Origin of the sequence: Staphylococcus arlettae (assembly GCF_025560845.1) — a bacterium.
Lineage (GTDB): Bacteria > Bacillota > Bacilli > Staphylococcales > Staphylococcaceae > Staphylococcus > Staphylococcus arlettae.
In genome coordinates this window covers 433,776-459,090 of the sequence record NZ_CP094803.1, presented here as the reverse complement: position 1 = coordinate 459,090, position 25,315 = coordinate 433,776, and the positions used below count along the sequence as shown (strand labels likewise).

Genomic DNA, 25,315 nt, shown 5'->3' with positions numbered 1-25,315 from the left:
AAAAGGCATGAGCAAACAAAACTAAACTGTAATAGTATAGTTTCATTTTGCTCATGCCTGCCTTACCAGTAACACGCGTTTCGATAAATTTGTTAATAGTATACAATGAATTCAGTTTTAGCACAATATCATTGTACTCATTTTATTAAAATATTTCATTACTAAATTTAATAATTTAACATTAACGCAATCGACATGGCAGCAATACAAATAAATACCCATAACACAATGACTTTCCATGCGAACTTCAACCATTGCACATAACTAATCTTAGCTACAGCTAATGCTCCCATTAATATTGCGGATGTCGGAAATAGAATATTACTAATAGCATCACCATATTGGAATGCTAATACTGTCATTTGACGATTGATATCTAATAAATCTGCAATTGGCACCATCAGTGGCATCGTAGTTAATGCTTGGCCCGAGCCTGATGGAATAAAGAAGTTCAAGAAAAATTGAAAGACAAACATAACGATAATGACTAATGATGCTGGTACATCAGATAATATCGAAGACATGCCGTGAACTATAGTGTCGATAACTTTCCCGTTCTCTAAAATTACGATAATACCTTTGGCAAAACCAACAATCATGGCACCAAATAAAATATCTTTCATTCCTTCTATCAAAGCATCAAATGTCCCATTGATACCTAAACCACCTATCAAACCAGCAAGCAAACCTGCTAATAAAAAATTGGCACTCATTTCATTAAAAGACCACGAAAATTTGAAAATACCAAAAACATTTAGTGCAATCGTGCCAACAATTAACGCTAATCCTGCAGCTTGTCTTTTAGTAAATCTACTATATTCATATGTTTGGTTGGTGTTTTCGGCTTGTTCCAACTCCAACACTAAACTTTTAGACATGTCTTTTTTAACCTTAAAAGCATAGAGCATTACAGTAGTAATTGCCGCTGTTAAAACAAATAAATAGATTATCGTTCTTAAACCCCACCCAGAAAACATTGGGATCTCGGCAACCGTCTGTGCCACACCAACAGTAAATGGATTAAGCATTCCTCCCATAAAGCCACTTGCAGCACCTAATATCACAATAGATGTTCCTGTTAAGGCATCATAACCTAAAGTTCTAGCAATAATGATGCCGATGGGGACAAATATTATAGTTTCTTCTGCTAAACCAATTGAAAAACCTAAAATTGAAAAAATAGTCATTGTTAGTGGAATCATTAACACTTTAAAATTACCTAACTGACTCATAACATATTTAACACCAGTCTCAAATGCGCCTGTTTTATGTACTATCCCAAACGCACCACCAACTAAAAATATGTAAAAAACAATCTCGCCTCCACTAATTAATCCTTCAGGAATTGCTCTAAAAATATCAAACAATGAACCACCTTGCTGCGCTACCTCTTTATAAGACCCCGAAATAACGAGTGTCTGACCATTTTTTTCTTCTCTATCATACTCCCCAGCAGGAATAATATAAGTGAGTAGACACGCAATTGTAATAATGCCCATTAATAACGCGTATGTATGAGGTGTTCTAAATTTCAACTGTTGTATCCAACGTTTCATACCTTTACCCCTTCCTCATCATTATTTCTTATCTATACCCTATGTGACTTAAAATATTAGACTCATTTTCTACTCATGATTACGCTACTCTCTTTTATATTTTTTAAAATACAACAATACTTAAAGAGCAATTTATCTTAGTATAAAAATAGGAAGGGAATTAAATGGAGCCATTTAATTCCCTTCCTTAAAATACTAGCTATTTCTTCTCTTTATTAAATGATCATAACGTAAACTTACTTTATTGGTAACACTCCTACAACAGCTTTTGCTATTTTTATTTATTAGAAAAATCTTTTAACTGCAGTAGAAAGTGGTGGAATTTCGTCTAAGTCTAATTTTTTATCCTCTGTAAGTGAACGATACGCCCAGACACCATAGTTGATTGCTTCGTCTGTTACTATTTTACCTGGTAAAGGCGCAGCGTTTGGATCAACATACACATTTACTATAGTTGGTTTTGTTTGTGACATAGCTTCTTCTACGATTTCGTCTATGCGATTAGGATCTTTCAACGTATAACCTACACCGCCAGCACTTTCAGCGAACATCGCTAAATCTACGTCAGTAAAATCAATTGCATACTCTAATTCTCCAGCAGCTTGTTGTTCATATTTAATAAATGATAACTCTTGGTTATTTAATACAAAGATAGTCATTGGCAAATCATATTGTACTGCTGTTGCAAAATCTTGCATAACCATTTGGAATGCACCGTCACCTGCAATACCAACTACTTGGCGGTTTGGATATGCACGTTTAGCAGCAATCGCACCTGGTAAAGCACAACCCATAGTACCTAACCAACTAGAAACAATAAATTTATTATTTACTGTTAAATCTAGGTAACGTGTTGACCATACTGTTGATGTACCTACATCAATTGAAAAGATTGCATCATCAGTTTTGACATGGTTAATCGCATCCATTAATCTTTCAGGTCGGATTGGACTGTTGTCATTTGCTTTATCTTCAGCCATCCAAGCATCCCAAGTTGCTTTACGTTCTAACGTTTTATTTAAGAAATCTCTATCTGACACATGGTTCATTGTATCAGTTAATTGTTGTAACGCGTACTTACTATCTCCTATAATACCAACATTTACATCAAAACGATGGCCAATAGCTTCTGGATTCGTATCTATTTGAATTGCTTTAATATTCTTCTTAGGCAAGTAATCTACATATGGATAATTAGTACCTACCATAATGAGCAAATCAGCATCTTGTATCGTTTGATAAGACGTTTTTGTTCCAATCTTACCTAAGTTACCAATGTTGTATGGGTGCGCATCAGCTAAAATACCTTTTGCAGGCAATGTGATAATTGTTGGTACTTTTGCCGCTTCGATAAATTCTTTCACTTCATCTTTAGCATGCTTAGCACCTGTTCCTAATAACATCACTGGACGTTTACTTTTATTGACTAATTTAGCAGCTTTTTTAATACTACGTGGCTTTGGATTAACACGTGCTGGTGGCGCTGTATCTACTTTAGTATTTGTTGTATCTTTTACTTTTTGTGTTAATAGATTATTAGGTAAAACTAACACTGCCACACCTTTTTGTTCATACGCCGTACGAATTGCTTCATTTACAATACCGAACACGTCTTTATCATTTTCCGTAATTTGACGGCTATAGACAGCAACACCTTCAACCATTTTTAAAATATCTGTTTCTTGAAATGCTTTAGTTCCAAGTGCAGTACTATCTGTTTGTCCAGCCAAAATCAATTGAGGCACACTATCCATTTGGGCATCATACATACCATTTAATAAATGTACAACCCCTGGACCGCCAATACTTAAAGCAACACCTATTTTACCAGTAAGTTTGGTATAACTTGCTGCTGCCAAACTTGCCACTTCTTCATGTCTAACATGTACAAATTCAATACTATTTCGTTCTGTTCTTAAACTATCGACAACCGCATCTATTGAATCACCTGGAATGCCATACAAGTGATCGATATCCCAAGCTTGTAATGCTTTTACTAATGCTGTATTCCCTTTAATTTTTGCCATTTAAAAAAATCTCCTTTCATAAAGTCAATGTTACAAATTATAATTCCTTCAAAATTTCACTTCAACTTAATCGGGTTATAAGTCATTGAATGTTTTAGTATAAAAACAAAATAAATAATGGTATGAGCACCGAACTCAACACTGCTGTTAATATCATACCTATTGAACTAAACGCTCCCGATTCTATATCTAACTCTAATGCTTTTGCAGTACCAAAGGCATGTGAAGAATTACCATACGTTAAACCTCTAGCGATTGATGTTTGAAACTTAGCAAATTTCAATAGATAAGCGCCTAACATACTGCCAATTAAACCTGTAGTGATAATAAACAAAATAGTAATTGTATCCGTTCCGCCTAATTGATGTGATAACTCTATACCGACTGCTGCTGTAACTGAACGTGGTAGTATAGTAGCAATAACTTCTTTCGAATATCCTAGTAATTTTAATGAGAAAAAGATTAAAAAGAAATTTATCGTTACTGCAGCTACAACACTAGTAAAAATTATATTTGCATGTTTTAAAATTTTAGTTCTATTTTGATATAGTGGGTATGCCAAACAAACAACCGTACAATTAAGTAAGTAGTTAATCCACTGACCACCAACCATATAATCATCATAGCTTTTGCTAAACAGTAGCAGTAATCCAATAATAATTATGGAAGAAATCAATGCTGGATTTAGTAATGGATTTTTATATTTTAACTGTAATTTTTTGGCGAAAATATATGCGCAAATGGTGATTATAATCATTAACAAACCTTGCCAAATAATCATCAACTTTGCTCTTTTCTAATGTGTAATAAATTCGCCATTTTTTCTGCTATAAACCCTGAAATTAGTGCTACAGCACATGTTCCTGCAACTACTAATAAGAAGAATAATATAAAATGAAGATTTATTTCAGAAGTTATATCCATAATGCCAACTACTGATGGTACAAAGAAAAAGACCATTGTTCCAATTAAAAAATTAGCGCCATCACGAATCCATCTTTCTGGAATAATCTTAAATTGTAGTAATACAAAGAACAATATCAATCCAACAATACTACCTGCTATAGGTATGTGTAATGCTTTCTGCAGCACATTACCTAAAGATGTTATACCCATTAACAGAGCAACTTGAACTATAATTCTAATTGTTTTTAATGCAAACTGCATTAGCACCCATCCTTTAATTATTATTTACACTTCGTGTGTATCAATTACATATTAAGTGTAAGCCATATTTGCACATAATAAAAATATTGATTATAGATACTACCTATTACTTTTTTCTATGGAATCGTTTTCTTTAATAGTTGATCATAATAAAAACCTTGTGCCTTAAATATCACTAGTCACACTGTGATATTAAGTACTACAAGGTTTTTGACATTACTCTATAAACGTTGGCTCATAAAATCTATCCATTGACGTGTTGCATGACTTAAATACTTCTCTTTCTTCCAAATTACACCTAATTCCCATTTCATAGCACTATCATTGATATTAATATGTTTAAAATTACTATCTAACATGCGTACGATATTATCCGGTAAAATACTAACACCTAAATGCGCATTAAGTAAATTTTCAATGAAATTCCACTGTGATATCTTAGAAATTGTTTTAGGTATAAATCCTGCATTTTTAGCTGCTTCTCTAATCTTATCGTTTAAATAAAAGTCCTCGTTAAATAAAATATAATCTTCATTTGCTAACTCTTTCATTTCTACTGTTTTACGATGGGCTAAGTGATGTTCTTTATTAAGTACTAACTTTAAATCTTCTTGGTACAAAGGGATTGAGTTAAATATCGTACCATCTACTGGCAAGGTGGTAATACCAATATCAATTTCATCATTTGCAAGCTGTGATTCAATCATTTTCCCACCATTTTCTACTAAATTATAGGTAATATTGGGGTATAATTTATGAAACTCGCCTAATATCTGGATAAATTTATTCATATTCATCACTGCCGATAAACCGATACTAATATGCCCCGTTTCTAATCCTAATAAACTATTAATTTCTACCGGTAAATTATTATATAGCGCTAATATTTCTTTACACTTTTGATAAAATACTTGCCCAGCATCTGTTAATTTCAATTCTCTTTTACTTCTATCAAACAGTGGCATACCTAATTCTTTTTCTATGTCTTTAACTGCTTTGCTGATTGTCGGTTGCGCTATGTACAATGATTTTGAGGCATTCGTCATACCACCTTCGTTTACTACTTCCACGAAGTAACTCATTTGTTTAATATCCACTGATTACACCTACTTTATATCTTTAGTTATGGTTATTGGTTATATTGATTTTAGCATGAGCTATACCTTTTTAAATGTAAAACACTCATTGTATTAGCAATTCAAGCTTCTACTTATACAATACACCTAAACTCGCCACATCTATCAGCAGCTTTATTTTAATATTGTAAGGCGTCTATTTGTTCTAAACGCATAGTTGAGCCTTGATTATATAATACAATGATGGCTATTACTAAAATGACCAAGCTGAGTAAAATGAGTCGTCGTCCCTTAATTGTTAAATCTTTAAATATGGCTAATATCAATATGATAACAAGTAAACAAAATAGTGCATAAGCTATAAACATAAGTAAAGTTCCCATATTATTTCCTTCCTTTGATGTTATTTAACACAATTATATTTGTTGTTATCATTTTGAGTCGAGGTACCCGAGACCTATCTTTTGTAACTAAAAAGTAGGTCCTGCAATGAAATATTTATCATCCAATTGCACGAACCTACTATTGTAATTTTTGTCTAACATTGTTAATACTACGAGATTATGCTAAATCACCTTTAGTAATTGTATCGTCTTCACTATCTTTAAGTTTAATAATTTTAAATCCAATAAATCCGAAAATGATTGAAATTATTGGTACTGTATAATTTAGCACCGCAAATGGCGCATATTCCATAACTGATACACCTAATGTCGATGCAATAAACACACCACATGTATTCCATGGCACAAATACACTTGTTAATGTCCCACCATCTTCTAATGCTCGTGATAGATTTTTAGCGTGCAACTGTCGTTCTTTAAATGTGGATGCATACATTCTTGAAGGTACTATAATTGAAATATATTGTTCTGAACATGTACAGTTCGTTCCTATGCAGGCAATAATAACTGAAGCAATCAATGATCCTGTATTTTTAGCAAACTTTAATACTACTGCAATTAATGATGATAGCATTCCCGAATATTCCAGTACCCCTCCAAAAGTCATTGCTACAATAGTTAACGAAATCGTATAAAACATAGATTCTAAGCCACCACGATTAAATAACTCATCGATAAGACTATTTCCTGAATCGATTTTATATCCTGTTTGTAACGCTGTTAGTGCTTCAGTCAAACTACCACCCTGTACAAATATTTGGGCAAAAAATCCTAATACTATACCTACCGAAATTGCGGGTACAGCTGGAACTTTTAATACTACTAGTAAAATTACCACCAATGGCACAAGCAGTAGCCACGGTGTAATTATAAATTGATCATTCATAGTAGCTAACATGTTATTTATTTTTTCTGCATTCATAGCTGTTTTATCTAAACGGAAGCCTATAATGCCAAATACTGCTAAAGCAATAATTAATGCTGGAATCGTTGTATACATCATGTGTTTAATATGGTCAAATAACGGCACTTTAGTTAAACCTGATGCCAAGTTTGTCGTATCTGACAATGGACTCATTTTATCGCCAAAATAAGCACCACTTATGACTGCACCTGCAATCATACCTGGTGAGATTCCCATACTTAAACCTATCCCAATTGATGCAACCCCCACTGTAGCCATCGTAGACCAACTGCTACCTATTGCTAATGAGACTATGCCACATAAGATTACCACTATCGCTAAGAAATAACGTGGATCAATCATTTGTAAACCATAATAAATCATCGTTGCAACTACACCACTACCAATCCAAGATCCTATTACTAGTCCTACTAAAACAATGATGATAATAGCCGGTAAGGCATGTCTTATACCTTTGTATAACATCTCCTCAACCTCAGCATATTTATAACCATGTAGTAAGGTAACAATTACTCCAGTAGCTGTTCCTATCATCAATGGAATATGTGGTTCTTTTTCTAGTACAGCGACTGTAAATAACATACAACCAATCATTACGAATAAGGTCAATAATGCAGATCCAAGACCCAATTCTTTTTTCTGAATATTTCGATTTTTGAATTTCATAAACGCCACCCCTTGTGTTTACTTAGCACTATGATACTTAAGTTAGAGACTATTCGCAACTCGCTATTCAACACAAATGATTCGTGGACAATGAATTATCGTACTAGTAACTAACAAAAACGCATAATTTCAGCTGTTGTGAATACTTATTTCACTAACATACTAAAATTATGCGTTATTAAAGCTCATATGCTAATTATTTTATTGTGTTCTATAAGTGTGCAAAATTTCTTCTGCTACTGCTGCATTAGCTTGAGGTGCCTGTTTTAAAGCATCGGCAACATAGGCAATTTCGTCACCTTGTGCACCTACAACGATGGCTAGTGATTTATACTGCAAACTCATATGCCCTTGTTGAATTCCTTCTGATACAAGCGCTCTGCACGCAGAAAAGTTTTGCGCTAAACCAACAGCAGCTACTACATGACCTAATTCGCGCGCTGATTGTACATTTAATATATCTAATGATGCCTTTGCTATAGGCAAGACATTGGTACCACCACCAACCGTTGCTAATGTCATTGGTACTTCTATTGTGCCGATCAATCTATTACGAGAACTATCATAGTCCCAAGTTGCAAGCCCTTTATAGTGACCATCTTTGCTCGCGTATGCATGTGCACTTGCTTCTGCGCCACGTGTATCATTACCAGTGGCTAGGACTACCGCGTGGATTCCATTCATTACACCTTTATTGTGTGTTGCAGCACGATGAATATCTACTTGAGCTAACGTAGATGCTCGCGCCATACGATGAGCGACTGTTGGACCATCAAAATCACCTTTAGCTAAGTCTGCAACATCAATTTCACCTGTTACTTTTACTACAGATGCCGTGGCATGATTGGATAAAATACTCATAAGCACATCACTGTTATCAATTTCACTCGTCAAATAAGCAGTAATACCTTCTAATATTGTATTTAACATATTAGCTCCCATCGCATCTTGAGTATCAACAAAGACCTTTAACGATAACAACTGCTCTGCAGGAAATGTATCAATTTCAATGCGGCGATAACCACCGCCACGTTTAATAATCGATGGATACACTTCGTCAGCAATACGTTTAATTTGTGTTTCATGAGATTGGATAGTCATGGCAAGAGCTTCTGTATCTTCTACACCATCAAATACGATTTGACCAATCATTAAGCGTTCACTCGACACCACATTAAAGCCGCCTGTTTTATTGACTAATTTAGCGCCATAACTTGCTGCAGCCACAACTGAAGGTTCTTCTACCATCATAGGTACTGCATAATCAACTTGATCCACTTTAATATGTGGCAAGACTCCAACAGGTAGCGCACCTTGTCCAATAACATTTTCAATCAAACTATTGGCTATATCTTCTTGAATCAGTGGATGATTGAGTAATAACTCCTTGTTTTCAAGTGATAAATAGCCTTGATTCGCTAACATATCTAATTTATCTGCTCTCGATAAATGTCTAAATGATTTATCTAATACACTCATAGCTTATTGTCCTTTCTCAACTAATAATGCGATACCTAGGCCGCCACCGATACACGCTGTTGCTACACCTGTTTGTTTTTGTTCTTGTGCTAATATATTGACTAATGTTGTGACTAATCGTGTACCACTGGCACCAATAGGATGACCTAGCGCTATTGCACCGCCATATACATTTAATTGGTCATCTGTAATATTTAAATTTTGTTGTACTGGTATACTTTGCGCCGCAAAAGCTTCAGTCATTTCAACAATATCAATGTCTGTAATGGACTTATTACTTTTTTCTAATAATTGTTCAACAGCATAATAAGGTGCATATCCCATATAACGTGGGTCACAGCCTACTTCAGCATGTTCGCCTAAGACACCTAAAATTTCGTAACCTTGCTCTTTAGCATATGTCTCTTCCATTAAAATAATTGCAGAAGCTCCATCGTTGATACTTGAAGCATTACCACCAGTTACCGTACCATCTTCTTTAAATATCGTCTTTAACGTGCTCAATTTTTCTACACTACTATTGCCTCTAATACCTTCGTCTGTAATCATCCATTCGCCCTCTACATCTTTCAACGGAACGATTTCATTATCAAATTTCCCGTTTGTAGTAGCTGCATGTGCTTTAAGTTGAGAAGCATTGGCAAATTCATCTTGCTGCTCTCGCGTTATATTATATTTTTGGGCAATATTTTCAGCAGTAACACCCATAGGTACTTGATCAAATGCATCTGTTAATCCATCATACATAAAACTATCAACTGGTTTTTCGTCTTCATTTAATAATAACTTAGGTGCATTAGTCATGCTTTCAACACCACCAACTGCAACTACTTTCGCTTCACCTAGTTGAATCAATTGTTTACCTAAGATTATTGACTTCAAACCAGAACCACAGACTTCATTTATTGTCATACCAGGCGTAGTATTGGGAATCCCTGCATTAATGCCGATTTGACGAGCAGGATTTTGACCGTTACCGCTCTGTAAGACATTACCAAATATAACTTGTTCTATTGCTTCTGGCTTTAAATTAATCGCTTGTAATGCTGCACTTAAAGCTTTCGTACCAAGCTCTACAGCTGAATAATTACTTAATTTCCCTCTGAATCTTCCAATTGGTGTTCGTTTTGCACTTACAATTGCTATCTTTTTCATATAAATTCTCCGTTTCTATATTCTTTTAAATGTTTGTATTTCATTACTTTATTTTGGTATGATACAATTGCTTATTTATAAAAAGAAAGGTGTCGATACGCAATGACGATCGGTATAGACCAAATCGATTTTTATGTTCCAAAATTTTATGTAGATATGGCTAAACTTGCTGAAGCACGCAATGTTGAACCAAACAAATTTTTGATTGGTATAGGCCAAACTGAAATGTCAGTTAGTCCTGTCAGCCAAGATATTGTTTCTATGGGCGCAAATGCTGCGAAAAACATAGTAACTGAAGAGGATAAAAAACAAATCAGTATGGTTATCGTAGCTACAGAATCTGCAATTGACTCTGCAAAAGCCTCAGCTGTACAAATCCATAATTTATTAGGTATCCAACCATTTGCACGATGTTTTGAAATGAAAGAAGCTTGTTACGCTGCAACTCCAGCTATTCAATTAGCTAAGGACTATCTTGCTAACCGTCCTAACGAAAAAGTGCTCGTAATCGCAAGTGATACTGCACGTTATGGTTTAAATTCTGGTGGTGAGCCAACACAAGGTGCTGGCGCTGTAGCAATGATGATTACACATAACCCACGTATTCTTGCATTCAATGATGATGCAGTTGCATATACTGAAGATGTTTATGACTTTTGGAGACCAACAGGTCATAGTTATCCATTAGTTGACGGTGCATTATCAAAAGATGCTTATATTCGTTCATTCCAACAAAGCTGGACAGAGTATGCTAAACGTACCAATAAAACATTAGCTGACTTCGCTTCATTATGTTTCCATGTTCCATTTACTAAAATGGGTAAAAAAGCACTGGATTCAATTTTAACAGATGAAATCAGTGATGAAACAAAAGAACGTCTAACTGAAGGCTATGAAGCAGCTACATATTACAATCGTTATGTAGGTAATATTTATACTGGTTCTCTTTATTTAAGCTTAATTTCATTATTAGAAACTCGTACTTTTGAGGCTGGTCAATCTATTGGCTTATTCAGTTATGGTTCTGGCTCAGTCGGTGAATTTTTCAGTGGCACACTTGTTGCTGGTTACCAAGATGCATTAAACATTGATGGCCATAAAGCACTTTTAAATAATCGTACAGAACTATCAGTAGCAGATTATGAAAGTTATTTCGCCCGTTTTGATAACTTAGAATTCAACCATGACATTGAATTAGCCGATGAACAAAATGCGATTTTCTACCTGAATGAAATCAATGACAACATCCGTCATTATAATACCTTAAATTAACGTTAAAATCACTGAATAACATTATATCCATTATTTTATTTCAGTCTTACTATTTATTCAATAAAAAACACGTCCTTAAGCGAAGGGCGTGTTTTTTCATATTGTTTATAATTTAAGGTTTCGTACTATGCTTCGGACGATATAATGGTGCCATTTCTACAGTTTCTATTTCCAATAACTTAATCTTTTTATCTATGCCGCCACCATAACCAGTTAGACTACCATCAGCACCAACTACACGGTGACATGGGATTAAAATACTAATAGGATTACTACCTACCGCACCACCAACTGCTTGTGCTGACATTTTATCTTTCCCTTTCACGCTTGCTATTTTGTCTGCAATTTCACCATACGTCATTGTTTCACCTGAAGGAATTGTAGTTAAAATCTCCCACACTTGCTCGCGAAATGCGGTGCCAGTTGGTTTCAAAGGGAAATCAATGGTAGGATTATCACCTTGAAAATAGTGATCTAACCATGTACGTACTTGCTGAAAAATGGGTTGTTCCTGTGCAACGACTTTGTCATTTAACTTACGTTCATAGTCAGACTGATTATCAAACCATAACCCTGTAATATGAGTACCATCGGTTGTTATCGTTAATACGCCAACTGGTGAGGAATAATTCATTTTATATTGCATAGTGTGACCTCCTTATTCACTTTTATAGTAATGCTTTTTGGTTTTCAAGTAAAATACAAAGCTAACTATAAATATTATGAAATTCAAAGGACAGTAAGATTCCTCGTTATATACATTCATGATACCCATCTAGCCGAAACACTTCACTTAATGACTCAATGTTCAACTTACTTTACAGGTTCTTCGTTAGTTGTATAGCTAGAATTCTTGTTATGTTCTCTACCTGTGTTAGGTAGCACCAAAGTACTAACAACTATTGCACTGCCAATCAAACACGTGCCTACAATGAAACTTACACTTGCTGCTAAATGTACACTATATCCTGCTACACTTAATCCAGTATAAATTGACGTAATAATTGCAATACCAAATGCACCACCTAGTGTTGACCCCATTTTAAAAATACCTGACGCCACACCAATTTTTTCGGATGCTGTTGTTGAAACTGCGGTACTAAGCGCAGGCGTAGCAAAAAAGCCTGTCCCTGCACCAAAGAAAATTGTCGCAATCAATGTCAAAATAATATAAAATGTCGAATCTATAAACGTAATAGACATCAATAACACACCAAAACCAGTACAGATAGGACCGAACACCATAGCCCTTTTAGCACCGAATTTTTTAATACTCTTTTCACCAAGTCGTACTACTAACAGTAAAGCAATCAAATAAGGTAACGTAATTAATCCTGCGCTAAAACCACTTAAGCCATGACCTGCCTGTGCATAAATATTAATTAACGCAATCACACCAACCCCTGTATTCAATAAACAGTTAGAAACTACCGCACCTACATATGAACGATTTTTAAACAATGTTAAATCCATAAAAGGAATCGCTTTACGCTTTTCAACAGCAATAAAAATAACAATACTTATGACAAACGTTGCTGCTAAAATAATAGTAATAATGTTTGACCATCCAATTTTATTACCTTGCGTAATTACAAAGCTTATACTGCCAATCATAAGTACAAAAATCACTAACCCTACATAATCAAAAGGTGTGTTTTGTTGCTTTTCTTTGTGCTGTTCTGGTAAAGATTTAATCAAAAACAGTGCTATAATTGCACCTATAATAGACATGACAAAAATCATTTGCCAAGAAGTAAATGTTGCAATGGCACCTGCGAAAAATGAAGCTAGACCAGTACCACCGAAAGAACCAATAGACCAATAACTTAAAGCCTTTTGTCGTTCTTCTCCTTCAAAATAATCATTTATCATCGCAATAGTTGTCGGCATGATAATAGCAGCTGATAGACCTTGTAGCGCTCTACCTAGCAGTAATAATACAGCATTGCCTGTAATAATAATGGCAATCGAGCCTATAATACTTAAGATCAATGCCACACGTGTCATTTTCACCTTGCCCACTCTGTCAGAAATATTACCCCCAACAACCATAAATACGCCTGTAACAAACGATGTTAAACTTATTGAGATATTAATGATATTCGGACTGACCGGATATGTTTTTTGAACATTTGGCCCTATATTTAAAAACGCTTGTGCAAATAACCAATACGTTAAGATAGATAACATAATGGCTATGATAAGTTGACGACCTGAAATCTTTTGGTTTGTTCTGGTTGCATTACTTTCGTTTACAGTCATGATACATCCCCCAATGTTTAGACCTGAACTATTATTAATTTCCGGAAATATTTTTTGAAAATTCAGTCTTTTTAGTATATACTACTTCGATATACTTGTCCAAAAAACAAATTTTATTTGTTATAAAAATTATATAATTTAAAATCTTTTTCTTTTGCATATTCTAATGCTAATGTTTCTAAAATATTGATTAGTGCTGGATTTTCTTTGACTTCAATGTATTGTACTTTTAAATTATAATCTTCAGCTTTTATAGCTTTTGCATCATCTACAACTAAATCATTATCTAGTGCATATGCTCTTTTAAACCTTAAAGTTCCAGCATCAGACTTTAAATTATATTGACCTAACTTATCACATAAATCTTTTTTAGCACGTTGATGATTATTTAAATATCCTCCTGCTTGTCCTACAAAAACTGGCTTTTTATGGGCATTAAAAATAACATAAATTCCATATTTTTCTTGTAATTGCAATCTACTATCTTTATCAAAAGACATCGCCTTTTTCTTATTATATTTAAACAATTTACTTAGTTTTTTATCGTAAAGTTCTAACAACTCTGCAATCTTTTTATTACCTTTCATAAAAAATCCCCCTTATAACAACTTTAATGTTAATTATATAGTGCAATAACATTTATAAAAATTCAACTTTTTATATTGGACACAGTGTACTATATTTAATATAAAAACAGCAACTAACTATGTGAGATTAACACATTGTTAGTTGCTGTTTTTATCATTATTTATTTTGTTGTGCAAATACCTTACTGATGCTACGTAATTTCTCTGGTGCATCATCTCTGTGCATTTTCACTTCTACAAAATGCATTTGGTTTGAATTTGCAGTAATAACATCAAAAGTACGTTGTAACTCTTGTGGTGTATTCACCTCGTGAAGTGCAACATCTGTACCTCCAAATACTTGAGGTAAAGCTTTGTAGTCCCACATATGAATATCATTGTATAGTGCATTTTCTCCATGAATCATCCGCTCTACTGTATAACCATCGTTATTAATAACAAAAATAATTGGTTTTAAATGATAACGGATCATTGTCGATAAAGCTTGCACAGTTAGTTGTAGCGAGCCGTCCCCAATTAACAAAATATTTCTTCGCTTCGTATCTGCTATTTGTGATCCTAATGTTGCTGGTAAGGTGTAACCAATAGATCCCCATAAAGGTTGTCCTATAAACTTATTATTAGCATGGAGCCATAGATCATAAGCACCAAAAAATGATGTACCTTGTTCAGCAATGACAACATCATTTGGCTGTAAAAATGTTTGCATCATAGCAAAGTAAGTGGCTTAAGTTAATGGTTCTTTGTTAGTTGTATCTACCTGTATATTAGTATCTCTCCGCTTCGACACTGTTGGATTATGACGATACTTAACCTTTTGTAAACTAGTGATAATAGCAGGTAATGTTAAATCTGTACGTTGTTCTGTATTTATTTTAATATTATGATGATTTAACATTATTACATCGTCAATATCAAATTGATAAGAGAAACCAGCAGATGCCGAATCAGTAATCTTTGCACCAATATTTAAAATAGCATCACTTTGATCTACGTAATCTCTAATATTATCTTTAGCTACACTGCCATCATAAATACCTAAATAATAATCACTTTCCTCATTAAAAGCCCCTTTCCCTAAAGATAGCTGCACAACTGGTATACCAGTTGTTTTGACGAAGTCTTCCATTTCTGACTGCAAACCAAAACTATTAATTTCATGTCCAGTAATAATTACTGGTTGTTTAGCGTTTTGTAATTGACGTTCAATTGCCGCTACCAATTCATTATCTACAGCATTTTCCATCGGCAGTAATTGAAATGACTCTTTAATATCGATTTCTGTTGCTGCAACATCAATTGGTAAATGTATGTGCACAGGTCTTTTATTATTGACCGCTGCTTGTATTAAACGTGGTATTTCTGAAGTTGCATTCTCCGACGTAATGTACCCTTGTGCAGTAGTAATAGGTTCAAACATTTTACGATAATCGTCGAAATTCCCCTCTCCAAGAGAATGATGAACAAATTTTCGCGCTTGTTCTACTGATGTTGTAGGTGCTCCTGTTATTGCAATTACTGGTACTCGTTCTGCAAAAGCACCTGCTATACCGTTAATTGCACTCAATTCACCGACGCCAAACGTGGTAATCAAAGCTCCTAAACCATTAATACGGGCATAGCCATCTGCTGCATAACTAGCATTTAATTCATTGGTATTGCCAATCCAAGACACATGTTCATGGTCAATAACGTCATCTAGAAATGTTAAGTTAAAATCTCCAGGAACTCCAAATATCTCCTCGACACCTGCGTTGTATAGTGCATCAATCAAATATTGTCCTACTCGCATTTTCATAATTCATTCCACCTTTACATAGTCCTTACAACATCTATCATATGCACCTCTACCAAAAAGGTCAACTATATTGACTTAATAATGACGACTATCGGTATTTTTACTATAATGAGAAAACACTTGCTAATAAAGGACGTATGCTTATGACAAAGAATAGCGATTATGAACACATGCTTTTTTATTTCGCTTATAAAACTTTTATAAATGCTGCTGATGAAATTATTGAACAATCAGGTATGAACCGTCAGCACCACCGTTTTCTTTTTTTTATCAATAAATTACCAGGAATTACAACAAAACAATTATTGAAAGTATTAGAAATTTCTAAACAAGGTTCGCATAGTACTTTAAAAACTTTAAAAGCAAAAGACTTAATTTATGAACAACCTGCACCAGATGATAGACGTGTTAAGCAACTATTTGTTACTGATACTGGTGCCGAACTAGTTACAAAATTGAATAGCGCCCAAAATAAATTAATGCAAGAAGTTTTTGATCAATATGGTAACGATTGGTACGATATTATGGGCAAACTAGCCGAATATCGTGAAGGTTTTCAAGATATTAAACCTTTAATTGATCGAGATGGTCACACTTAAAAGGGAGTGGGACAGAAATCTGATTTTGAAAAAATGATTTCGTCGTCCCACCCCGGCAAGGATGACTAGCGTTGAAAAAAGCTTGGTTTGAAGCGCATTTTCAATGCAGTCAGCTACTGCCAATGTAAAAAGAGACTAGGACGAATCAATATTCGTCCTAGTCTCTTTTAGTTATATTTATTTTAAATAATCTAATACTACTGTGCCCACTGCTTCAGCTGCAACTAATAATGACTTTTCATTAATGTTAAATTTCGGATGATGATGCGGATAAATTTTACCATCATCTGGTGCCGCACCTGCATAAATAAACGTACTAGGAAGCTCTTTAGCATAATATGCAAAATCTTCAGAAGGCGGTTGTGGTTCGCATGCTTCAACGGCTTCTATATCGGGTAATTCCGCGTTTTGTAACGTTGTCACTACATAGTCTGTAAAATCTGGATCATTATATAGTGCTGGATAATCGTCTGTATATTCTAGTTCACAAGTTACACCAAATGTTTCTTCAAGACCATGAACTAAACGCTTAACTTCTTTTTGAATCGTATGTTTCGTATCATCTGTTAACGCACGCACATCACCTTCTAATTCTACACTTTCTTTAATGACATTAAATTGACCTTTACCGTCAAAGGAACCAATCGTAACAACGCCTGTTTCAAAAGGATTTAATCTACGTGAAACAACAGTTTGTACCGAATTGACAAAATATGCCCCTGCCACGATACTATCATTTGCTGTATGAGGTGACGATCCATGGCCACCGCTACCCGTAATTTTTAATTTGAAGATATCTCTCCCTGTTTGTACATTGCCACTACCATATAGTACTTTTCCAGCTGGCATATGGCTCATCACATGAACTCCGAGTACATGATCAACGCCATCTAATACACCATCTTTAATCATCGCTTGCGCTCCACCTGGAGGTACTTCTTCAGCAGGTTGATGAATGACAATTACTTTACCTGTAAATTGATCTTTTAATTCAATTAACGTATCAGCTAAAATAAGCATGTATGCAGTATGTGCATCATGACCACAAGCATGCATAACGCCTTCATTTTTCGAACTAAATGATAGCCCTGTGTCCTCTTGAATTGGCAAAGCATCAAAATCAGCTCTTATAGCTAATGTTTTACCTGGCTTACCACTATCAATTGTCACTTTTAAGCCTTTGGGTCCTACATTGGTTTCTACCGTACAATCTTTACCTTCATAAAATTCTTCAATATACTTTGGTGTAGCTTCTTCTTTAAAAGATAATTCTGGATGTTGGTGTAAATATCGACGAATTTCAATCATCTTGTCTTCTTTTTCTCTTAATTTTTGTACTAATTGATTTACCATATTATGTTACCCCTATCAATGAATTTAATTACTTTATACACTATTAACTATAAATTAAAACATGATAGATTGCAGAGATTTACTTTATATCCTCTAGTATTATATTTCCTAATAACGATTAGCTCACACGCTGACCTTTAACTATTAGTCTTTAATAAACGATTTAAGGCTGGAACATAATTGTTCCAGCCTCAGAACGTGGACAAACCCTTCGCAAGTTAATGCGAAGGGTTTATTTATTTTCTTTTTTTATAGTTTTTTTCAAAATTGCAGTGGTCTTTCAGACCATTACTGGGCCTTTTATTAGCCACATTGCGATTTTTTTAAGATTCATGGCAGCACAAATTAGCGTGGTATCCATGGAAACTTTGTCATGTCCTCTATATCTCGTCCATCTCATACCATGCTGTTCTTTTGCATCGCCAAATTTTCTCTCTATTGTTTGACTTCGCATTTTATATTGTTTTTTAATTGTATCCACAAACCTTAAATCTTCAACTATATCTAAATCATCTTGCCAAACATGTCTTCTAATTTGTTTTATGGCATCTTTACTTTCAGTACATTTATTTAGTAGTGGACAGTCTCGACATATTGAAGCATCTGATACATATAATCTGTGTCCTGTTGGCATTGTTCTTTTATATAGTAAAGTTTCATCATTAGGACAAATATAAGTATCATAATGTTCATCGTAGATGAAATCTTTTGTTCTGAAAAAACCAGGTTTTCCTTTAGGTCTCGTATATGGCATTGCTGGTACAATTGCTTTTTCAAGCAAAAAGTGTGCATTAAAAGGTGTTTTATAACCTGAATCAATTGCTAATGTGATAGGCAACATCTGCTTGGTTTCCAATCTTTCAATCATTGGTTTGAGTTGTGTACTGTCGTGAATATTACCAGGTGTCACGTGCTTATCAATAATATAACCATTTTTATCTACACATGCGTGTAAACTATAAGCAAATTGCTTTTCTCGTTCACCTTTAACGTAGTACCCAGCTTCTGGATCAGTCGTACTTACTTTTTTGGTTTTATATTCCTCCTTGCTTTTATTTTTTATTGGCTTTTTTCCTTGTGCTCGCCTTTGTTCATTTATTTCATTATCCAATTCTTCTTGGAAGTGAAGTGTATCTTTTTTTACAATTTTTTTGATGTATTTATTCTTATTTGCATTTGCTTTAATATGTGTAGAATCAATGAATAAAGATGAGTGATCTATTAAGTTATTTTTGATAGCTATTTCTAGTATTTTCTCAAATATTTGTTCAAATAAATCTGTATCATGAAAACGACGTGTATAGTTCTTACTAAAAGTTCCGTAATGAGGTACTTTATCTAAAAAGCTATATCCTAAATACCAACGGTAAGCTACATTTGTTTCTATTTCTTTAATTGTTTGTCTCATTGATTTAATGCCAAACAACCTTTGTATGAGTAATATTTTTACTAAAATAACAGGATCTATAGATGGTCTACCATTATCAAGGCAATATTTGTCTTCGACAAGTTCATACACAAAATTTAAATCTAATATCGCATCGACTTTACGTAATAAATGATTATTAGGGACTAATTCAGAGATAGAAATCATTTCATATTGATCTCTTTTATCAATTGATTTATTCAACATAATAAACACCACCACTGTTTAATTTACATATATTATAATGTTTTTGTGTAATATTGGCAGTAATTTATGCCGACTCCTGCGGGAATATCACTAGCCGAAGACTACAGGCTAAGGCAGTGCCCGCGGAAAGCGTGCATAAAAAAACTGCCAACAAAGTCGGAGACTTTGTCGACAGTCTGAGGCTGGAACATAATTGTTCCAGCCTTAAATTCACGCCTTATTTCATTAAAGCAGTATGTGATTACAATTAACCGTGACGTAACTGAAAGAAAGTAACCACAATTGTTGCTATTTTATTATTTTCTATTTTGCTGTTCAATCACTTGCTCGATGATTTCATTAAGTTGTTTAATATTATCACTTTGTTGTTGTAATAATTGCAACAACGCTTCATCAGAAGTGTTGTTTGGATCTGGTTGCTTAACATTTGCAGTAGTTGTTTGTTGTGATTGATATTGTTTTAGCGCTTCATATAAGAAATGTGAGTTCTGTGTTTGTTGAGCTATATTATTATAAAGTTCTTTTGTTGAATTATCCACGTGAATCGTATTACTAGCATTAGCCGAAACGGATTGTTGATGTCCAGCTATATGGAAACTTCTATTATAAGTTTCAGTACTATTTGACGTTGATGCTGATTGTTTATGCTCTTGTAATGCATGTCCTTCAATATCAACATTAGGTAATATACGGTTCAACCAACTTGGCATATACCAAGAAGCTTTACCAAATAATTGCGTCAATGCTGGAACCAATAATAAACGGACAACAAATGCATCAAATAATACACCAAATCCTAGTGCAATTCCCATAGATTTAATCATGACATCATCTTGGAAAACGAAAGCAATGAATACACTGAACATGATTAGCGCAGCGGCTACTACAACAGGTCCACTTTCTTTAATACCAACCTTAATAGAATGTTCATTATTGCGTGTTTTACTATATTCTTCATGAATACGAGACATTAAGAATACTTCATAGTCCATTGCAAGTCCAAATAGTAATCCTATCGCTATAACTGGTAAGAATGCTAGTAATGGTCCTGTAGTATCTATACCAAATATATTAGACAAGAAGCCTTCTTGCATAATTAATGTCGTAAAACCAAGTGTTGCTGTTAAGGATAACACAAATCCTAATACTGCTTTTAATGGAATAATAATCGAACGGAACACAACCATTAATAGAATGAAGGCAAGTGCTACAATTACTCCAGCAAATAATGGAATAGCTTCATTTAGTTTTTGAGACATGTCAATATTGATTACACTTTGACCTGATACTTCAGTTTTAAAGTCATATTTATCTTGTGCATCATCTTTATAATCTCTTAAATCATGTACTAAATCATTTGTAGATTGAGCATTTGGCCCTTTTTCTGGAATTACTGCAACTAGTGCATAATCTTTACTATCACTTAGTTGTGGTGGTGTTGTCATATCAACATTATCCATATCATTAATATCTTTGGACATGTCTTGTAAATCTTTTTGTAATTCTTGTGGATTATCTTTTTTATCTTTGACATTGACGAGCATTGCAATTTGACCATTAAATCCTTCGCCAAATTTATCTGAAATAATATCATAGGCTTTTTTCTGCGTAGTATCTGCTGGTTTCATACCATCATCAGGTATACCTAGACGCATATCTTTAACTGGTACTGATGCTAATACTAAAATAATAAGACCTATTAAAACTGCTGCTAACGGCTTACCAACAACAAATTTTGACCATGGTGTCTCAACATCGTTGGCAAATTCAGATTTAGCTTGTTTAGGCTGAATTTGTTTATGGAAAATACTAATTATAGCTGGTAATAATGTTAATGCACTGATAACAGCTACCAATACACTAATTGCTGAAGCATAACCCATAACTGCTAAGAAATCGATGCCTACAAGTGCTAAACCACACACAGCAATAATTACTGTAATACCGGCAAAGACAACTGCACTTCCTGCTGTACCTACAGCTAAACCTATAGCTTTAATATGATCGGTTTCTGTTTTCATAATTTGTCGGTATCTAAAGAGTATAAATAACGCATAATCTATACCAACTGCTAAACCTATCATAACTGCTAAAGTTAAAGTCACGTTAGGTATGTCAAAGGCATAAGTTAATAACGAGATAATACCAACGCCAGAACCTAAACCGATAAGTGCACTAATAATAGGCATACCAGCAGCTATAAATGAACCAAATGTAATAAGTAATACTACAAATGCCACAATAATACCTATAAGTTCGGAACTACCACCTATTTCAGTAGATTCCATACCTGAACCCATTAATTCTACTTGAACATTATGTTTATCTTCTAAGTCGTTTACTTTATCTAGTACGTTATCTTTATTGTCATCTGTAATAGAAGTCGCACTAATATCATAATTGATATCAGCAAATAATGTCGTTTTATCTTTACTTATTTGTTTACTTTCATATGGATCAGCTACATTTTTAATGTCCTTGTCACCGTCTTTAATATCATCTAACGTACTTTGGACATCTTTCATGACATCTTGTTTAACAATACCATCATCTGTATCTGATTTAATGACCGCACGAATTTGTGCTTTTTCACTATCTTGATCGAATTCTTCTTCAATCTTATCGTTAGTATCTAATGATTGAAGTCCATTCATTGTAATATCATTATCAAATTTAGGTGCATTAAATGTTAAAGGTATGATAATTGCTGCTAACACAACCAACCATCCTATAAGCGCCCACCATTTATTTTTGGCCATAAATGAACCTATTTTATATAAAAATTTTGCCAAGCTATTGCCTCCTTATTTAATCAACGTTATAGTCTAAATATATAGTGTAGATTATTTACAGTACTATACTACTAGTAATCCCCCCAATTTTAAAGAAATAATAATTATTATATGTATATTTAAACTACAAAAACAGGAGGATTGTAGAATGAATCATTCTGATTTACGTGTTATAAAAACGAAACGCGCATTATCACAAAGCCTTTTTACACTTTTAGATAAAAAGGAATTTTCTGGAATTACTGTTAATCAAATATGCGAAGACGCGTTAGTCCATCGTACCACATTTTATAAACACTTCTATGATAAATACGATTTATTAATTTATTTAGTCACTGACTTAACGAATGGCTTTTTCTCAGCTGACATTAGCGATCGTATTAATAAACCTTTTTCGACTATGTTTGAATCATTCACCAACGTAGAATTTTTAGAGCGCATTTCACGTAAACAAGAAAATGATCGAGAGCTTGAAGAAACTTTAGTAAATCATTTCATTACGGTTTTGCAGAATGATATTAAAAAACATGAACACCGTATAACTGTTGATGATAAAATACCGAGCGAACTCATTTTTTACATTTACGGTTCTACATTGCATGGTATTATGTCTTGGAAAAATGATTACAATATGGATTTGTCACCACATGAATTAGACAAAATTTATCATACACTTATTAATATCAAAGTTCAGGATGATTAAGTTGGCATTTCTAACATAAAAAGCCCCGTTACATGCAAAGTGCAACGGGACTTTTTTAAATTAAAACATTAAATTAAAACATTTCTGAAACAACTTTTTGTTCTAAGAAATTTAACATGTAATCTGGACTACCAGTTTTGGCATCTGTACCAGACATTTTAAATCCACCAAATGGATGATATCCTACTACTGCAGCTGTACAACCACGATTTAAATATAAGTTACCTACATCATAGTCACGTACTGCTTTTTGCCAATTTTCACGATTATTTGTAATAACCGCACCTGTTAAACCGTAGTCTGTATCATTAGCAATTGTTAATAGCTCATCGAAGTTTGAACCTTTAACGAATCCAACAACTGGGCCAAAAATCTCTTCTTGCATTATTTGGTCTTGTGATTTTAGTCCTGAGATAATTGTTGGTTCTACAAAGTAACCTGTACTGTCATCAGTACCGCCACCTTGTTCTAAATTGCCTTCTTTACTTCCAATTTCTATATAGTTTTTAATTTTATCAAATTGTTTTTGGTTAATTACAGGACCCATATACGTATTGTTTTCTGTATTACCCACAGTTAAATCTTTAGTGAGTTTAACTGCTTTTTCCAACACTTCATCATATACATCCTTATGGACAATAGCTCTTGAACATGCAGAACATTTTTGACCTGAAAAGCCAAAAGCTGAAGAAACAATTGCTTCGGCAGCTAAATCTGTATCAATCTCATTATCTACAATAATCGCATCTTTACCACCCATTTCAGCGATAACGCGTTTTAAGAAATTTTGTCCTTCTTGTACTTTTGCAGCACGTTCAAAAATACGAGTACCAGTCGCTCTTGAACCAGTAAACGTCACGAAGTGTGTATGTTTACTATCTACAAGGTAATCACCAATTTCTTTCGGATCACCAGGTACAAAGTTAACTACACCTTTTGGTAAACCAGCTTCTTCTAAAATTTCAATTAATTTATAAGCTGTTAATGGCGTATCTTCAGCAGGTTTAAGTAACACAGTGTTACCAGCAACTACTGGTGCTAATGTCGTACCTGCCATTATAGCAAACGGGAAGTTCCATGGTGGAATTGTCACACCTGTACCAATTGGTTTATAGAAATATTTATTGTGCTCGCCTTCCCTATCTAATACGGGTTTACCATCAGCGAGTTCCATCATTGATCTTGCATAATATTCAATGAAGTCGATACCTTCTGCTGCATCACCAACTGCTTCGTCCCAAGGTTTGCCAGCTTCATAAACCATAACTGCTGAAATTTCTTCTTTACGTCTACGAATAATTGCAGAAACACGTAGTAAAAACTCAGCACGATCTCTGTGAGACCATTTTCTCCAAGATTCATACGCTTCATTTGCAGTATCAAAAGCTTTATCTACTTCTTTTTGTGTTGCTTTTGACACTTCTGCAATAATTTCAGTTGTTTTTGCTGGATTAACTGATTGATACGTATCATCTGTGTAAATCTTTTCCCCATTAATTACTAATGGAATTTTTTGGTTTAATTCACCTTTCACTTTCTTTAATGTTTCCTTGAAAGACTCAACATTTTGTTGATTTGTAAAATCAATACCTGGTTCATTGTGATAATTAACTACCATTTTTCTACCTCCATATCGTTTGTAAATAGAAAACTAAAATGGAAAAATCCATTTATTAGTTATATTCTAGCGATTCAAGAGTAGAATTGCAATCGCTTCCAACAATTTATTTTAAAATTAATATTAAGCTTACAATTTAATTCAATCGAGGGTTGCAAGTTTATTCTGTTTGGTAAATTAATATGCTATTTACTTCAGTGTAATCGAAAATTAATATTTTTTTACGTTGTATTCATATTGTAA

General features: G+C 33.9%; 19 protein-coding genes and 1 pseudogene. 3 read left to right on the top strand and 17 right to left on the bottom strand.

Going from position 1 to position 25,315, the window contains the following annotated elements:
- Window positions 1-167: 167 nt before the first annotated feature.
- From MUA37_RS02065 to MUA37_RS02025, 9 genes are all read right to left on the bottom strand, one after another.
- Entirely contained in the window at window positions 168-1,556 is a 1,389-nt protein-coding gene (locus MUA37_RS02065) for a YfcC family protein (protein ID WP_142019365.1), read from the bottom strand.
- Window positions 1,557-1,840: 284 nt separating this feature from the next.
- Window positions 1,841-3,583 carry a pyruvate oxidase gene (locus MUA37_RS02060; RefSeq protein WP_002509698.1) on the bottom strand — a complete coding sequence of 581 codons (1,743 nt, stop codon included), beginning with the start codon at window positions 3,581-3,583 and terminating at the stop codon, window positions 1,841-1,843.
- 94 nt (window positions 3,584-3,677) lie between these two features.
- Window positions 3,678-4,364, bottom strand: a complete 687-nt coding sequence (locus MUA37_RS02055) for an LrgB family protein (RefSeq protein WP_002509699.1) — start codon at window positions 4,362-4,364, stop codon at window positions 3,678-3,680.
- Window positions 4,364-4,750, bottom strand: coding sequence for a CidA/LrgA family protein (locus tag MUA37_RS02050; RefSeq protein ID WP_103388547.1), 387 nt, complete (start codon window positions 4,748-4,750; stop codon window positions 4,364-4,366). Before MUA37_RS02050 ends, MUA37_RS02055 begins: the two co-directional genes overlap by 1 nt.
- A gap of 221 nt (window positions 4,751-4,971) precedes the next feature.
- Window positions 4,972-5,847, bottom strand: a complete 876-nt coding sequence (gene cidR, locus MUA37_RS02045) for a cidABC operon transcriptional activator CidR (RefSeq protein ID WP_262624785.1) — start codon at window positions 5,845-5,847, stop codon at window positions 4,972-4,974.
- 158 nt (window positions 5,848-6,005) lie between these two features.
- Window positions 6,006-6,209, bottom strand: a complete 204-nt coding sequence (locus MUA37_RS02040) for a hypothetical protein (protein ID WP_002509702.1) — start codon at window positions 6,207-6,209, stop codon at window positions 6,006-6,008.
- A 178-nt stretch (window positions 6,210-6,387) separates the two neighbouring features.
- Window positions 6,388-7,821 (bottom strand): Na+/H+ antiporter NhaC, encoded by a 1,434-nt coding sequence (gene nhaC, locus MUA37_RS02035; protein WP_204171588.1) that lies wholly within the window; start codon window positions 7,819-7,821, stop codon window positions 6,388-6,390.
- Between the two features lie 201 nt (window positions 7,822-8,022).
- A complete protein-coding gene (locus MUA37_RS02030) occupies window positions 8,023-9,300 on the bottom strand; it encodes a hydroxymethylglutaryl-CoA reductase, degradative (protein ID WP_142019363.1) in 1,278 nt (425 codons plus the stop codon).
- 3 nt (window positions 9,301-9,303) lie between these two features.
- On the bottom strand, window positions 9,304-10,455 hold the full coding sequence (locus MUA37_RS02025; protein WP_142019362.1) for a thiolase family protein: 1,152 nt from the start codon (window positions 10,453-10,455) through the stop codon (window positions 9,304-9,306).
- Between the two features lie 102 nt (window positions 10,456-10,557).
- Between MUA37_RS02025 and MUA37_RS02020 the strand changes: the two genes are divergently transcribed.
- On the top strand, window positions 10,558-11,727 hold the full coding sequence (locus MUA37_RS02020) for a hydroxymethylglutaryl-CoA synthase (protein WP_002509706.1): 1,170 nt from the start codon (window positions 10,558-10,560) through the stop codon (window positions 11,725-11,727).
- A 112-nt stretch (window positions 11,728-11,839) separates the two neighbouring features.
- On the opposite strand, the gene MUA37_RS02015 is transcribed toward MUA37_RS02020, so the two are convergent.
- The 4 genes and pseudogenes from MUA37_RS02015 to MUA37_RS02000 all read right to left on the bottom strand — a co-directional run bounded on the left by MUA37_RS02015 (window position 11,840) and on the right by MUA37_RS02000 (window position 16,374).
- Complete coding sequence (locus tag MUA37_RS02015; protein ID WP_002509707.1) at window positions 11,840-12,373, bottom strand: methylated-DNA--[protein]-cysteine S-methyltransferase; 534 nt, start codon at window positions 12,371-12,373, stop codon at window positions 11,840-11,842.
- Window positions 12,374-12,540: 167 nt separating this feature from the next.
- Window positions 12,541-13,989, bottom strand: coding sequence for an MFS transporter (locus MUA37_RS02010; RefSeq protein ID WP_107374027.1), 1,449 nt, complete (start codon window positions 13,987-13,989; stop codon window positions 12,541-12,543).
- 113 nt (window positions 13,990-14,102) lie between these two features.
- Entirely contained in the window at window positions 14,103-14,576 is a 474-nt protein-coding gene (locus tag MUA37_RS02005; RefSeq protein WP_002509709.1) for a hypothetical protein, read from the bottom strand.
- A gap of 157 nt (window positions 14,577-14,733) precedes the next feature.
- Window positions 14,734-16,374 (bottom strand): annotated as a pseudogene (locus MUA37_RS02000) (alpha-keto acid decarboxylase family protein).
- Between the two features lie 143 nt (window positions 16,375-16,517).
- Here MUA37_RS02000 and MUA37_RS01995 point away from each other — a divergent pair.
- Window positions 16,518-16,973, top strand: coding sequence for a MarR family winged helix-turn-helix transcriptional regulator (locus MUA37_RS01995; RefSeq protein WP_021459596.1), 456 nt, complete (start codon window positions 16,518-16,520; stop codon window positions 16,971-16,973).
- A 177-nt stretch (window positions 16,974-17,150) separates the two neighbouring features.
- Here the strand turns inward: MUA37_RS01995 and MUA37_RS01990 are convergent, their stop codons facing one another.
- From MUA37_RS01990 to MUA37_RS01980, 3 genes are all read right to left on the bottom strand, one after another.
- A complete protein-coding gene (locus MUA37_RS01990) occupies window positions 17,151-18,326 on the bottom strand; it encodes a M20 family metallopeptidase (RefSeq protein WP_002510761.1) in 1,176 nt (391 codons plus the stop codon).
- 280 nt (window positions 18,327-18,606) lie between these two features.
- Window positions 18,607-19,959, bottom strand: coding sequence for an IS1182 family transposase (locus MUA37_RS01985; RefSeq protein ID WP_021459431.1), 1,353 nt, complete (start codon window positions 19,957-19,959; stop codon window positions 18,607-18,609).
- Between the two features lie 296 nt (window positions 19,960-20,255).
- Window positions 20,256-22,751 (bottom strand): MMPL family transporter, encoded by a 2,496-nt coding sequence (locus tag MUA37_RS01980; protein ID WP_232198651.1) that lies wholly within the window; start codon window positions 22,749-22,751, stop codon window positions 20,256-20,258.
- A gap of 148 nt (window positions 22,752-22,899) precedes the next feature.
- Between MUA37_RS01980 and MUA37_RS01975 the strand changes: the two genes are divergently transcribed.
- Window positions 22,900-23,454, top strand: coding sequence for a TetR/AcrR family transcriptional regulator (locus tag MUA37_RS01975; protein ID WP_119521761.1), 555 nt, complete (start codon window positions 22,900-22,902; stop codon window positions 23,452-23,454).
- Between the two features lie 73 nt (window positions 23,455-23,527).
- On the opposite strand, the gene pruA is transcribed toward MUA37_RS01975, so the two are convergent.
- Window positions 23,528-25,072, bottom strand: a complete 1,545-nt coding sequence (gene pruA, locus MUA37_RS01970; protein ID WP_002508792.1) for an L-glutamate gamma-semialdehyde dehydrogenase — start codon at window positions 25,070-25,072, stop codon at window positions 23,528-23,530.
- Window positions 25,073-25,315: the final 243 nt, after the last annotated feature.